The organism is Sinorhizobium medicae (genome assembly GCF_007827695.1).
GTDB classification, from domain to species: Bacteria; Pseudomonadota; Alphaproteobacteria; order Rhizobiales; family Rhizobiaceae; genus Sinorhizobium; species Sinorhizobium medicae.
Genome location: NZ_VITA01000024.1, coordinates 20,655 through 33,737 on the forward strand (window position 1 = coordinate 20,655; position 13,083 = coordinate 33,737).

The window sequence follows — 13,083 nt, forward strand, 5'->3', positions numbered from 1 at the left end:
CGCCGAGTCTCATCCTGATTGACGCTGAGTCTCACCTTGGTTGTCCGCGCAATCAATTGTTCCCTTCAAGCGGCAGTGACCAGAGAAAATCTACCTTTGTGCTGTTTCGAAAGATGGGATCATTTGCAGGCGCAGCCCCCCTTGTGATGGGAAGGAAAGTGGCGTCCGGTTCAGTCCAGATGGCACGTTGGTGGCAGGTCATACAGTTCGAATTGACGCCGTTTTCAAAGTGGGCCTCGAGCCAAGGGTTGAAGACGGCGTTGGGCGTGCCGTTTGTCTCTTTGGGAAGATCCATGTCATAGGCGATATCCATCAGGTAATTTCGCCAGGGTCCCCTGATCTTGGTGTCATCGAGCCGGTCCGCTGCATAGGGCCCGTCGTTCGGCCTGTCATGCCACCAAAACGTAGCCCAAAACCAATTTGGGATCTCCTTGGTTGTGTAGTGCATGGCCACCAAGACAGCATAGTCGCCTTCGTCGCGGCCGAACCTCGCTGCTTGTTCAGCGTCGAGTTTGAAGTGATGAAACGCGGTGAGCGGGACAACCCTTGATCCGGGAAATCCCGGCAGATCGGTTAGTTCGCCCTCGGGAACGGAACTTCGGCTCGGATCCACGGCAACCCGACGTTTCCAGGATGACGGGGGGAAAGCCCCGGCAACGTCCGTCACTGGCATTTCGTCCCAAGTAGGGATCGCGGTCATGCCGTTCTTCGCCACTGGCATCCACACCAATTTGAGCGACATTGCGCCGCGTGGATAATCCTTCACCTTCCGGTTTTCGACCGGGGTTTGCGCTGGCCAGCCGTCGTTGATGGCTTTCATCGTTCTATGAAGGTGCAACTTCTCCGACCGGGTATGATCCTTCAGCTCTTGATTGAACAGGGTGGATGATAGTTGGGACTCTCCTGCCGCTTTCAAATGTGCACCGCCATGCGGGGAGAATTGACGTGGCGCGACGAGATCTCTCTTCAGAGATCTGAGACCTTTTTGTACGCCCGTTTCTGCAGAGAAAACCTCATCGCCCGTGTACCAGGTTTCCCAGACTGCTTCACTGTTCGGATCGTTCTGCCGAGTTTTTTGCGTCAATCCTGCAAATACCGTCCACGCATGCGTGCGCAATTGTTCCTCATCGCCCCTACTGACGGCGTCCAGCAAGACGCGCTCATCTGCCGGGAAGTCAAAGCCGGATGGCACCGGAGTGTAGGAGAGGTCCCGCGGCAGAGCCAGATTTCCGAGTAATAACGACGTGCATATGGCAAAAACCGTAGCAATTCTTCCGCCGCTCATTTCATCGTCCTCTTCCTTACGTGCTTCAAACCGTTGTCATGAATGCGTCTCCAGGGGGTGATCGTGCAAAAGTCGTGCCAGGCCGCAGGAGCGACTAAAATGATGCTAATGGCTTTCTTTCAGATAGTTAGATCTGGAAATTGACCCAGAAGGAACAATCTGTGTCGTTGATTTGACGAGGCGACGGACTACGTCGTATAGGCGCCGGCAGTCATCCGCTCGACGCCGGCATGGAGGAACAGGCATGTCAACTGCGGATAGCTGTCGCCTTCTCGCCTCCGCCGACATGGCCAAGCATAAGGCAGCCGGAGGCATTGCGGTGGGATTGGCGACACCTTTCCCGCATTTCCGGGGCCGAGCCGTGCACCGCCTAAAAGATCGCCGCACCCGGGCAGCAAACTGGTCGAGGGTGGAAAAGTCTCTTCGGTCGAGGCGATTTGCGCGCTGCGGAAGGAATTCCGAGGCAGAAACATGACATGACGTCGGCGCACGATGATCTCTATGACAAGACGGGCTGCCGCGATGACGATCGTGGCGTCGACATCGATCGCCGGCTGTGCCGAAGAACTCGACGCACTCGACGCATCATTCCATTCGCGTGCCGCGACCAGCTCGCCGCACTGCTCACAGACGATGATGCAGCGACACTGAAGCACCTTGCCGCGGAAGGCACGGGCGAGAATACTCTCAGGGCGCTCGCCTCCGACCTCGAGGCCACCTCGAGGCCTGGTGCTAGCCAGCGCCCAAGTCATTGCTGTTGAAATTCGTTGCCCATCCCAGTGGGATCCGGTGAAGCGCGCCGAGGATCCCAGAGTTTCCGTCCATTCGTCGAAAGGCAGATTACTGGTGATCAGGGTGGCACCCCGCTCGTAGCGTTGCGAGATCAGTCGGACAGTAATTCCGCGCCGGTCTTTGACAGCGGCACAAAGCCCAGCTCGTCGATGATCAGGAGCTTGTAGCTAGAACGACCTCTGAACCAGAGACCGATGTTCAGGGGGTTCAGATGAGCGTTCGCCAGCTATCGCAACGTGTTCCCCGGCCGGAGCCGCGACGGCACAGACGGCAATCCACCGCCTGGGCGCCGCGACCCACCCACGTTCGGACGCATGGGGTAGAGAGGCAGTCTAGTGGATCGAAACGGGTGCCAGCGCCCTCGAAAGGCTGGCCTCGCCGCGGCCGTAAGCCGCCGGGTTGTAGTTGACGAGCGTGTCGGTCCTGGCTGTATCCAGCAGCTGATTAGTAATCTGTATCGGTGTTGCGGATGTGAACTTGCTGCCAAGGATGGCGGCATAGCCTGCAACCACAGGTGCCGCGAAAGACGTGCCGCGTTGGCCGATCTGTTCACGCTCGACACCCACGGTCAGGAAGTGGTTCTGCACCTCAGGGTTTGAGCCGGCATAATTCGAGTATGGTTCCAGCCGTGCCTTGTTCTCGAGAGTGCCATTGTGCTCCAGCGCACCCACAAAGATTGCCGATGGCGCCCCGATCAGCCCGATGGTTAGCTCATCGAAATCCCCTACGTGCGGCTGACCTACCTCGCGGCTGTGGTTGTCGGCACTCTTTGTGACGATGGCAGTCCCCGCCCAGGCGGCACCGACGATCGCCTGCTCGCGCGGATGCTGGCTCAGTGGCTCCCACATGCCGTAGCTCGCATTGATGACATTCAGGCCGTCCTGCAGCACGATCGAAGACTCCTCGAGATAATCATACTTGAATATGTTTGCGCCAGGGGCGACCATGCCGGCAATTTCAGCGACCCAATCCCCATGTCGCTGCCTCTGCGTACCGCGACCGAGATCTGCATCAATTGGCTGTCCCCTGAAGTCATCTGAGACATTTATCGATACGCCGGAACCGATAAAACCTGATGCCCATGCTTGACCAATATCCGGGCTCATCCAGCAAAATGTGCCGTCGGCATTTTGTGGACAGCCCGAGCTACTGCTTTCCGCGGCTGGAGAACCGGTCGTTCCTTTGCCGCTGACAGCGGCACCAAGATCACCCGCGAAACCGGGTGCCGCCAACGCTACAAGACCGGCAACAAAACCTACCGGGAACCATTGCGTTTTGTGCATAAAAAATCTCCTGTCTGATTGTTCTTCATCAACGAAATGTACCGCCTTGCCTTTCACCATCGCTAGAATTCACCCGTGAACCGAAGATCGATTTTCAATCGGCTTGGCTCGAGGTTTATCATGTATTTCAACGTGTCCGAGGGCCGCAATTGCGACGCGGCCAGCCGGCAATTCACACTCTGCTCACCGCTGATGGCACCATAGTCAGCTGTGCAAGGTCGTTCCGTCAGGTTCCCGCCCAAAATTGAACTGACGGTGAGAGAAAGCGTCGTGGATGCTGTCGGTCGCTTTTGCAAAATAAAGCCGAGTTTCACACTCGGCTCGATTCGGACCTTTTCGGCACGCTGACCGGTGCTCGCGCCCCACAGGATACCGAAATCGTCCGACAGCTGCGTCAACATTTCAAATCGCATGTCGGTCCAATTGCTATGGTACCACTTGTCAAAAGACACCAGGGTGCCATCCGACAGCTCGTATCCGCCTTGTCCCAGATGATCGGCGGTGGCGGTTAGCTCCGAACCCTGGTAAATGCCGACAAGGCTGGTCTCGTGTCCTTTCGCAGTCATCGCGCTGACGAAGAATGCCATCACGAACAGGACGAAACCCACCGTCGTCTCAATGGGCATCTGCAACGCCCATCGTTTGAGCGGCCAAGCCCTTGCCGCAGACGCATGGCCGCCAGCGCACAACGTGTTCAATCGCAACCAGTCGCCCCCGTCCTTCAATTTTGCCGAGCCATCTCTTCACTCTGTCCGGCAGCCCTCTCATCGCACCGCCGCAACCTTCATGCCAATCTAGAGGACGGCGCCAAGGAAAGGGTTGTACATTTGTTTCAGTCGTTTAGTCATACAACGCCGTGTTGTAAACCCGCCAAAGCCGACACGATGTCGGATGTCGTACGCTGAGCGTGAACACACCTTTCCTTGGACACGAAACGCTCCCATTGATGCGCCCTGACCGACTTACAACGCCAGTATTGCAACGTGAAGTGGTTCTTGACAGGGCGCAACCCTCGTTCAGGTAGCCTGTGCAAGGAACGACTGTATTCCATCGCGGATGTGTCACGGCATCTGCTGCTGCCTTCCGTCTGCTTTGCGGTATAATGAATTAGTTGCCGACATTTTGCTCCCGGCCCCAGACAGGACACTCATTGTCTGCCGCTGGGCGTCGGCAGTTGGCGCTTCCTACCCGCTCAGATTGATGACGGCAATGCGAGCTCTCCACCTAGCCAATTGGCGCATAGCGCCTCACGAGAACTCGAAAAGGTCGATTCGTCCGCACACGTCAGAAGAGCGCTCGGGGTAAATGACCACACGTCACCAAAAACGCTCGCCAGTTACGAGTGAGTCGTCGCCACAACTTTGACGACTATTGCTGTGCGCCGCCAGACGGGGGTTTGCGTTCCGTGGCCGCCTGCAGGCCGTGCCCTCCCCGCCCGAAGGTGCCTGCGGCAGCGGGGCGACCTGTTCGACGCAGCGGTGGCAGCGGTGGAAATACGAACGTCGCTGTGAACGTTGACTTATTGTACCCATCCTGAAACAAAGCGGCGACCGAGCTTGTCGGCGGGGTCAAGTCGAGCTCAACACCGACGAAAGCCCTAGCTGGCGGGGCAGTATGGAGAACGCATCGATCCCAACGCTTTCCATGTTCAAGGGTGGGGAAGTCATCTACGTCGGAGGCGGCTCACTTCCCCTCCTGGATTTCGAAAATGGTTCGAACACAAAGGAACCACGATGGATACCGCTCGCAACGAGCACCCCTCGGCTATTGTTAAAGTCGATACTTCCAATTTCTCGGAAGAAGTTCTGAAGCCGGCCGAACCGGTCATCGCCATCTTCTCGTTCGAAGGGTGCGGGCCCTGCGCAATAATTGCACCTTTCCTCGAAGAAATCGCCACCGAGCTCGCTGGCAAGGTCAAGATGGTCAAGGTCAGCTACACTGAAAACCCCGAGCTCGCGAAGCAGTATGGCGTATACGGCTTCCCAACGTTTGCCATATTCAAGGGTGGTGAAGTCAACGACATTTTCCTCGGAGTCGCACCACCTAATATTGAGACGAAACTCCGCTCCTGGATATCCAAGACGGTTCAAACACCGAAGATGAACACCACCATTCCCGAGCGCCCCACGGCTATTGTGAATGGCGATGTTTCCGCTTTCCCGGAAGAAGTTCTGAAGTCGGCCGAAGCAGTCATCGTCCACTTCTGGGGAAAATGGTGCCCGCCGTTCGAGCTGATTGAACCCATCCTCGAACAAGTCGCCACCGATCTTGCTGGCAAGGTCAAGGTCGTCAAGCTCAACATCGGGGAAAACCGAGATTTCGCGACGCAGTATGGCGTAGACGACTTCCCAGTGCTTGCCATGTTCAAGGGTGGTGAAGTCGCCGACATCTACGATGGAGGCTCACTCGGCTGCTGGATTTCGGAGGCGCTGGCTTGAGTCACCGGTCTTCGGCTCATTCGATACCCCGAGCGATCAACCGTTCTACCGGCGCATCTCAAACTGATCCGAATGCTCACCAACGTCCACCTCAATGGAGGACCAATGATCCTGCAGAGTCCGGGGTTAGGGCGCTGAAAATGGCGCTTGCCACGCCTTTTAACATCGGCTTCTGCCGAACATCCCTGCAAAGGGACTCTTCTCTACGTCACAGTATGAGGAAAGGGAGTGTCTAATATGAAGAAGTTTTCCCAGCTCGCGGCGGGGTTCGGGCTGTTGGCATCGATAGCCGCTTCACTGTCCCAGCCTGGTGCGGGCGCAGGTTTAGTCGCGCTCGGCGCCGCCTCTATCTCCTCACCTGCCTTTGCGCAAAATCAGCCATGCAATGATAATGGTACACATTGCTCGATGGTAAAGGCTTATAACCGAACGAACGTGACCCGTTGTTTTCGCTTTTACTTGCCGACGGGAACGCGGCAGTTCACCCCCGCTGACGGGACCCATATGGACCTCGGGGGGTTACATCCTGGCACCAGTTTTACATATTCCATTTTTGGATCGACTTGCGGCGGCGCCGCGTGGTCGACGCGAACCTACACTGTGGCCGCTGTCGATGGCCAACGGCTCGAAATCTTTGAAACGCCGGAATAAAAATTCCGCTCTTTCCTGCTCCCCTCGATGCAGCTTGCTGCATCGAGGTTCACCCGACGACGTTGTAGCGTCCTTGTCGCCTGGGTCAGCGTCGGTGACGCAGACTTTCTTGTATTTGCCTAACGACATTGGCCGTAATCGGCTCCACGACACAGATTGTTCCTTGAACCGTGTGGTCATATCTCCATCTAAGTAGCTCAACAGCGAGCAATGTCCTTCCTTCAGCTCTCACCCCTGCAACCAAGCACGATATTGCAAATTTAGCCCCCCGGGGCTTGCATGCTGTTGAGACATTCATGTTGCGGACCGAAATGGTTCAAAGCAGCAAAGGAAACAAAATGATACCCGTCTCTTCACTCAATGGGCGAAGGCTGCTAACCGCGTTGATGTTCGTTTTTGTTTGCGGACTATCGATACCGGCGCGCGCGGCTGACGTCATTGATCACGATAAGGTGGTAGGATTTCAGGAGAACGTCTCCGAATTCCTCAAGAGCTTCCAGCCTTTTCTCAAGGTCTTCAACGGCTGTGTCCCTTTCCCCGCCGTGGATGCTCATGGGAACGTCAGCGGTGGTCTGGAGCCGTCGGGAGCGATGAACGGCCATTGCGCTCGCAGCATTGGACAGGTCTACGTCAGAGCGACGTTCTTCGGGGACCGGTGCGGCATCATGTACGCTTGGTACTTACCCAAGGAGCAGAACGTCGATGGGCCCGGCAACATGGGACACCGATCTGGCTGGCAAAATATTGTCGTCTGGACCGATGCTTGTAAAAGCCAGTCACACGTTATCGCGGTTAGCTACTCGAGCCATGACCATTACATCCGGGACACAGATCCCTACATGAGAGGAACACATCCGAAGGTCGCCTATCAACGGAACCCATTTCCACTCAACCCTTCACTGTCGGGTACTCGGACAATTGGCGGGACGCAGCCTGCAATCAGCTGGGACGCCATGACGCCGGCAGCGCGAGATGCGCTTAACGAGTATAAGTTCGGCAAGGGCGTACCATTCAACGATGACAACTTTCTCTACAAACTGGGCAAGGCCTATTAATTACAACTGCAATCTCTGCGAGGCCTAATTTCGATAATGATTGGCGCCGGCTTCTTGCCGGCGTCTCTTTGCGCGATGGCACCGCTCGTGGGCACCTTGGAGATGGCGAGTAAACCATAAGCGACGTCGAGGAAGGCGCCCAACCTTTTGATCGCGTGCTGACCCCCTGGACGATACTCTGCTGCAAGCCGTGAAACTGAGGCCACGGTCTTGCAGCACTAGCAACTATCGGAAAGGAGCACGGCTACGAAGCGAGATCAGCCCGATCAGCAAACGCGTCTAGCGATTTTCAACCTTTGTCGCAAACCACCGGATGAACAGTACTTCGGATCCTCGCGGGCCGAGATAGGCGAGCGCGGCGATTAGGCCCGTCGCCATCGGTTGATCCAGCGCCAGCCATGACGCCAGCGCCTCGCCGATGAAGGCCATGCCGACGGCGATCGGCATTTCCCAGAGCAGCTCCTTGCCGAAGAACTTCCGGCGCATTTTCCGGACTTCATTCGTGTGCCACATCAGCCGCCCGACCAAAGCGCCGATCATGGTCGTTGCCGCGCCGCCAAACCAGGCATTGAGCAGCTCGATCAGAGACGAATATTTCTGCGACATTCAGCGCCCTTCCCCGTGTCTAGCGCATTCCCCTTCCGTCCAGACCGCCGCGGCGCAGATGCCGACGACGGTCCGGTCGATCTTCAGCTGATCCGCCGGCGTCGCGCCGCGCGCGCCGATCAGGTCAGTCCCGACGATGCTTCTAAGGGCCGTCGCACTCCCCGGCCCCGAAGTTCCACAGCCCGCCAGCAGCAAGGCAAGAGCCGTAATCATTGCGCTTCGAATGAGCGCGGCTGGCCGATCATTGTTCTGTCTCTCAATCTCGTTTTGGCGGATCGGGCACCGTCCTCGCGGATCTCGACGATGACCCAGGTGATGGCGGCGAGCACGAGCACGCCGCCGAGGATCTTCGGCCAGCCGACCATCACTTCAGCCCCAGGGCGCCGCGCACCGCCGGCATGGAGGTGATCGCGTAGACAGCGAAACCGACGATGACGACGAGGATGGCGATCTGCACCCGCCAGTCGAGCACGACGAGGTTCAGTTCTTTCAGCCCAGTCACGATCGTGCCGCCGGCCGTCAGCAGCCATGTCCAGAACCGGCCGGACTTGCGCACCGGCTTCGCTTTCGGCTTCGGACCGGGCGAAGGCACGGGACGAGCTTCCGGCTCCTCTACCGGTTCGTGCGGCCGGCGCGCTACGTCAAGCACCTCGTTCAGCACCGCCTCGACCTTCTCCGGCCTCACCAGCGCCTTGTTGAGCCCGTCGCCGGCATAATAAGACTGCCCGCGTTTCAAAACCCGATGCGCCCCCTTGCACGAAACCAGCACCGGAAAGGAGGCCCATTCCTTCGCCAGGTTTTCTGCGAACTGGACGAGGCTGATCTTACCAACGATGTACTCCGGGTAGCGGCGCCGCACGAGCAGCTTGTAGGCGAGCCGGTCCTGCAGATCGGGCGTGAAGACATCTTTTCCGCTGATCGACGTGACCTGCTTCGCAAGATCGATCAGCGTAGCCCGCATGAACTGATAGCCGCCGGCCGCGCTGGAGCCGAACCGCTTGGACCACTTCGCCTGCGCATCGACGATCTCACCATAGGTCATGGTCGTCAGCGGCTGCGGCAGCTTGGCCTGGTTATGGCCGTAGATCACGTCATAGGACGCGCGGTCGCTCCGCCCGACTTCCGTTTCACGGATGAAGTCGAGCAGGATCGCCGCGCCGGGGGGCACGGTTCTATCCATCTGATTTTTCCTTTGGGTTTGGGATTTAAGCCCGTCTTAGCGGGAATGCGGGAATTCACTCGACCAGCAACGGAAACCGTGCCCATATGGTTGAGCCGGGGCCGTCGGTCGGATCATAAAGGGCAAGCACAATGTCTTACGAGTGGGACCCCAAGCGAGCTCATCGGAAGAGCGTGATCAGGTTCCTCGCCGCGCTAGCCGTGCCAGCCATATTGCTCAGTTCAGCGATTGCCGTCGCCGAATGGGCGAGAGACCCAACCGCTACAACTGCGGCGGCCACTGAAAGGCCGGCAGCTCGGCCATGAACTCTTCGGCGCTGGGCTGCGCTCGCTCGCCGGCGAGCACCTTCACCAGCTCGGCCGTGGAATAGGTCCACACCGCCGATCGCCAGGCGAAAAGCGCCTCGCCTTCGGCCGAGAACTGCGGGTTCGGATCGCCGCGATAGGTGATGGCGGTCTGGATGCCATCATATTGCCGCTCGCGCGCTTTGGTATCGAGATGCGCCTGGATGGCGGCCGAGTATTGCGCCTGCAGTGCCGCGCGCGCCTCTACCGCCTTCTGCTCGGCCGTGACAACCTTCGATAGGTCAACCGTCCACATCGGCGGGCTCCTCTTCAGCAGGATCAGGGATCGACGGCTGCGGATCGGCCGGCAATGCAATCACCCCGTCGGGCGGGTCGATGAGTGGCGGAGGAAATGCAACGGCCTGAGAAGGGCCCGGTCCGTGCGGCAGGATGAGCGTCAGGTGAAGCTCGCCGGCGATCCGTTCGACGGGGCCGACAAGCCATTCACAAGGAACCTCGCCGGCGGGGATCGTGGCGCCGTCCGGCAAGGTCGAGAAGTCGAATGGCACACCGTTGATCGTGAAAACGTCGCCTGCCCTGGTGACCGTCAGGAGGTCATCGCGGCGTTGGGGAGAGAACTTGATTTGCATTAAAACCACCTTCCAAGGGCACCAAATCGGATCGTGTCGCTGGTGCGAGAGGCATAGGCGTAGGCCGACCCCACCCACGAACCGAAAGCAGTTCTGGGGTTCACCCAGGCGTTAATTGTCGTCGTCACGTGACCGAACCCTACCGGCTGAATTCCGGTGAAAAGCACCGGCATCGGCGCACTCACGGCATTGGAATAAAAAACGTTGCCAGCAGCCTGGGTCATTGCGACGGGAAGTTCCGGTGACGTGCAAATCATGGTGCCGTCGGCAAATTTGACGTACTCCCCATTGGCATTGCTGCCCCGTTCAATGACGGCGCCAGCAGGAAAGCCCGCGGAGTTTGATACGGTCCCGACAACGGGTAGCTCGACAATCGTCCAGTCCGTCCAGCTTGTGCCGCCGTTGACGGTGTTCCTTCTGAAGACCTGGTTGTTGTCTCGGTAGAAATATTGAAACACGGCGTTGGCGCTTCGCTGGAGAACCACGAGCGTGCCTGTCGTGGCTACCGAGGCAGCTCCGGCATAGGTGTTGGCCCAGTTCCCCGAGAGTGTGTAAACGCCGGCAACGGTGATCGTGTTGAGGTCGCCATCGACCAATCCGACATCACTGTTCGCAGGGGATCGAACGGAGCCGCCCCATACAGGACCAAGCTTCAGAAGGGCGTCGAGCACGGTCGTCGACGAAAGCAGGTCGCGCCCCTTTGCCTTGATGTCCGCCAGCGCGCCCGAGTTTGCACCGGTGAAGTAGGCGAACTTGTCCGCCGCGGGGTCGAGCCCGGCTAGCGCAGCCAGCGCCGCATTGTCGAGCCGCTGGATATAGGTCGAGAGCGCCTGGGCGTTGACGGTCTGCTGCTGCAGGTAGGCCGTGTCGCGGACAATCCAGTAGCCCTGCCCGGCCGCCGTGGTGCCGCGCCAGGGCTTGGCCAGCGTCAGCTGCGTGTTGCTGTCGACCGAGAGGATCGGGACCGGGTTGCCGTTGCTGCTGTCAAGGCCGAAGAACCCGCCGGCAATCAGTGCCGTTTGCCAGGCGGTTCCGGAGCCGGTGACAACGGCACTGCCGGCGGTCACGGAAACCGTGCCCGTTACATAGGGTATCGTCATGTCAGGAGTTCCTAAGCTGGGATGCCGAGAATGTAGTAGCGGATGCCGAGCACGTGATCGGCGCCTTCCGTGCGCCACGTGCCTGGATCGTCTGCATCGTTGTAATAGTCGCCGGGCTGCCCGCGATTGGTGACAAACGTGGCGCTTGTCTGTGTGAGCCGGCAATGGGAACTATCACCACACTCAAAATTGCTGTTGGTCGAATAGACGCGTTGCCGAACGGTCGGAAGCTTGATCGATTCGGTCCAACTCCCAACGTTCGTTTCAGACCCCGCCCCGTGCTTGGTCATGTATTTGACCATAGGGAACATGCCGGAAGCGTCAAAGTTGATGACCGTTTGGAGCGGGCTTCCTACCGCAACACTGAAATAGCCTTCCGCAATGATTTGCACGCAAGGCCAGCGCGTATCGATGATGATATCCGCCCATGATGGCGGGTTGGCGGAACCGGGGCGCAAGAACTGCACAACGTCCTGCCCCCCTTCCGTGAATTCCCTTAGCACCCGGTTACTGCCGTTCGTCGGCGGGTCTCCTGCGTCAAGGTAGAGCATGAACCGGGCGCGCATCGTATCGGACGAATTGAAATAAATTCGCGAGCCGCTGAACCAATAATCCGCACCCAGGCCGTTGCTCATGTTCGGATTGAACGGGTAATAGATCGTTGATCCCTCGTAAAAATGAACATCAAGGGCGATGTTTCCCGGCAGCGTGATGCCGGTCTCATAGAAGGATTCACCGGCAGGAATTGCGATATCCGCGGCGGCAATGACCTTCACGGGCACACGGCGGCTGTCAAAAGAAACTTGCCATTCATTCGCCGTCTCCGCGTTGTAGCCGGGCTTTGCGATTATCATCTTATCGGATCGCAGAATGACGTTCTTAGATCCATTTGGCGCCAAGGGCGGCGCTTCCAGCGACGGGTCTTCGTTGCCGGGGAGGTTCCACACGATCAACCGCTTGTCTCGCGACAAGAAGCGGTTGTATGCATCGTCATTCGTTGACGTGGTGATTTTGGCGTAAGTACCGTGGGGGAAAGCACCCCACTGACTGACACTGCCACTAAAGTTTTTCACCCACGGGGCCTGATACCAGTTCCCCATAAAGAAATAGCCGCCCTGGTCGTTATAGTATTTCCCTGAATAGCGGCGCTGAATTCGCTGCTGGTTGAAACGCCCGGTGTTCGTCCGTGTGGCTTTCACGTCAAACAGGGGCATGTTGTATTTGCATTTGGGGAACGCGGAATTACGGAACAGCCATGTCGACTCCCCGCCGCCTGATCCTTCCATCTTCTGATAGTTGGACGCGTTCGACCCTGCCGGGTAATAATGGTATTGGACACTTCCCCCAGAGCTAATTTGATTGATCCGCTCGATATGCGCAATCGACGCGTTCAGAGCGTATTTCGAGTTATAGAGGAACTTCGACCGCTGACTGTCCGGCGTGGTTCGCGGATCGTCGGCGTCATTCTTCATGATCTTGATGCAGCCGGCGCCGGTCGAGTCGACGCCAATCATTGTCCTGGTCATCAGCTGAAGATCTCGATCGTGCCGCTGTTGAGATCGATCTTCATTTTGCCGCTACGGGCTCGCAGCCGGCCGGCGTCGGACGTGCCGATGTCGGCGGTGGCGGGCCTCACAACGCCATCCTTGAAGACTAGCGGGCTCCGTTCGGACGCCGGCACGACCGCACTGGTGGCCGCTGGAACAAAAGGCGCACTGATGAGCGCCAGTAGGAAAGACCTGCGTTTCATGATTGAACC

Annotated in this window: 16 protein-coding genes and 2 pseudogenes; 5 read left to right on the forward strand and 13 right to left on the reverse strand. The window is 58.2% G+C overall.

What is annotated here, in order from left to right; translation table 11 throughout:
* Window positions 1-52: 52 nt before the first annotated feature.
* Window positions 53-1,285, reverse strand: coding sequence for a hypothetical protein (locus FB009_RS28150; RefSeq protein ID WP_145162472.1), 1,233 nt, complete (start codon window positions 1,283-1,285; stop codon window positions 53-55).
* A gap of 501 nt (window positions 1,286-1,786) precedes the next feature.
* Here FB009_RS28150 and FB009_RS33985 point away from each other — a divergent pair.
* Window positions 1,787-1,936 (forward strand): hypothetical protein, encoded by a 150-nt coding sequence (locus FB009_RS33985; protein ID WP_408021743.1) that lies wholly within the window; start codon window positions 1,787-1,789, stop codon window positions 1,934-1,936.
* A gap of 122 nt (window positions 1,937-2,058) precedes the next feature.
* Here the strand turns inward: FB009_RS33985 and FB009_RS28165 are convergent.
* The 3 genes and pseudogenes from FB009_RS28165 to FB009_RS28175 all read right to left on the reverse strand — a co-directional run.
* Window positions 2,059-2,249, reverse strand: a pseudogene (locus tag FB009_RS28165) (ATP-binding protein); the annotation flags it as partial.
* 160 nt (window positions 2,250-2,409) lie between these two features.
* The gene (locus FB009_RS28170; RefSeq protein ID WP_234888302.1) at window positions 2,410-3,420 is read right to left on the reverse strand and encodes a S8/S53 family peptidase; all 1,011 of its coding nucleotides are present in this window, start codon (window positions 3,418-3,420) and stop codon (window positions 2,410-2,412) included.
* Between the two features lie 2 nt (window positions 3,421-3,422).
* Window positions 3,423-4,085 carry a hypothetical protein gene (locus tag FB009_RS28175; protein WP_018009369.1) on the reverse strand — a complete coding sequence of 221 codons (663 nt, stop codon included), beginning with the start codon at window positions 4,083-4,085 and terminating at the stop codon, window positions 3,423-3,425.
* 1,008 nt (window positions 4,086-5,093) lie between these two features.
* Here FB009_RS28175 and FB009_RS33415 point away from each other — a divergent pair.
* The 4 genes and pseudogenes from FB009_RS33415 to FB009_RS28190 form a co-directional block, all read left to right on the forward strand.
* Window positions 5,094-5,447: pseudogene (locus tag FB009_RS33415) on the forward strand (thioredoxin family protein); the annotation flags it as partial.
* A gap of 12 nt (window positions 5,448-5,459) precedes the next feature.
* Window positions 5,460-5,798 carry a thioredoxin family protein gene (locus FB009_RS33420; protein ID WP_234888306.1) on the forward strand — a complete coding sequence of 113 codons (339 nt, stop codon included), beginning with the start codon at window positions 5,460-5,462 and terminating at the stop codon, window positions 5,796-5,798.
* A 237-nt stretch (window positions 5,799-6,035) separates the two neighbouring features.
* Window positions 6,036-6,449 carry a hypothetical protein gene (locus FB009_RS28185; protein ID WP_145162482.1) on the forward strand — a complete coding sequence of 138 codons (414 nt, stop codon included), beginning with the start codon at window positions 6,036-6,038 and terminating at the stop codon, window positions 6,447-6,449.
* A 338-nt stretch (window positions 6,450-6,787) separates the two neighbouring features.
* Entirely contained in the window at window positions 6,788-7,504 is a 717-nt protein-coding gene (locus FB009_RS28190; RefSeq protein WP_145162601.1) for an NPP1 family protein, read from the forward strand.
* Window positions 7,505-7,783: 279 nt separating this feature from the next.
* Here FB009_RS28190 and FB009_RS28195 read toward each other — a convergent pair whose 3' ends face one another.
* From FB009_RS28195 to FB009_RS28235, 9 genes are all read right to left on the reverse strand, one after another.
* Window positions 7,784-8,110, reverse strand: a complete 327-nt coding sequence (locus tag FB009_RS28195) for a phage holin family protein (protein WP_145162484.1) — start codon at window positions 8,108-8,110, stop codon at window positions 7,784-7,786.
* A complete protein-coding gene (locus tag FB009_RS28200; RefSeq protein ID WP_145162487.1) occupies window positions 8,111-8,323 on the reverse strand; it encodes a lipoprotein in 213 nt (70 codons plus the stop codon).
* A complete protein-coding gene (locus FB009_RS28205) occupies window positions 8,320-8,475 on the reverse strand; it encodes a hypothetical protein (RefSeq protein ID WP_234888303.1) in 156 nt (51 codons plus the stop codon). The genes FB009_RS28200 and FB009_RS28205 overlap by 4 nt, the downstream gene beginning before the upstream one ends.
* On the reverse strand, window positions 8,475-9,290 hold the full coding sequence (locus FB009_RS28210; RefSeq protein WP_145162490.1) for a lysozyme family protein: 816 nt from the start codon (window positions 9,288-9,290) through the stop codon (window positions 8,475-8,477). Before FB009_RS28210 ends, FB009_RS28205 begins: the two co-directional genes overlap by 1 nt.
* A 261-nt stretch (window positions 9,291-9,551) precedes the next feature.
* The gene (locus FB009_RS28215; RefSeq protein ID WP_101795444.1) at window positions 9,552-9,890 is read right to left on the reverse strand and encodes a hypothetical protein; all 339 of its coding nucleotides are present in this window, start codon (window positions 9,888-9,890) and stop codon (window positions 9,552-9,554) included.
* A complete protein-coding gene (locus FB009_RS28220) occupies window positions 9,877-10,224 on the reverse strand; it encodes a hypothetical protein (protein WP_145162493.1) in 348 nt (115 codons plus the stop codon). The genes FB009_RS28215 and FB009_RS28220 overlap by 14 nt, the downstream gene beginning before the upstream one ends.
* Entirely contained in the window at window positions 10,224-11,324 is a 1,101-nt protein-coding gene (locus FB009_RS28225; protein WP_145162496.1) for a pyocin knob domain-containing protein, read from the reverse strand. Before FB009_RS28225 ends, FB009_RS28220 begins: the two co-directional genes overlap by 1 nt.
* Window positions 11,325-11,335: 11 nt before the next feature.
* Entirely contained in the window at window positions 11,336-12,850 is a 1,515-nt protein-coding gene (locus tag FB009_RS28230) for a hypothetical protein (protein WP_145162499.1), read from the reverse strand.
* Complete coding sequence (locus FB009_RS28235; RefSeq protein ID WP_127578661.1) at window positions 12,850-13,074, reverse strand: hypothetical protein; 225 nt, start codon at window positions 13,072-13,074, stop codon at window positions 12,850-12,852. The genes FB009_RS28230 and FB009_RS28235 overlap by 1 nt, the downstream gene beginning before the upstream one ends.
* Window positions 13,075-13,083: the final 9 nt, after the last annotated feature.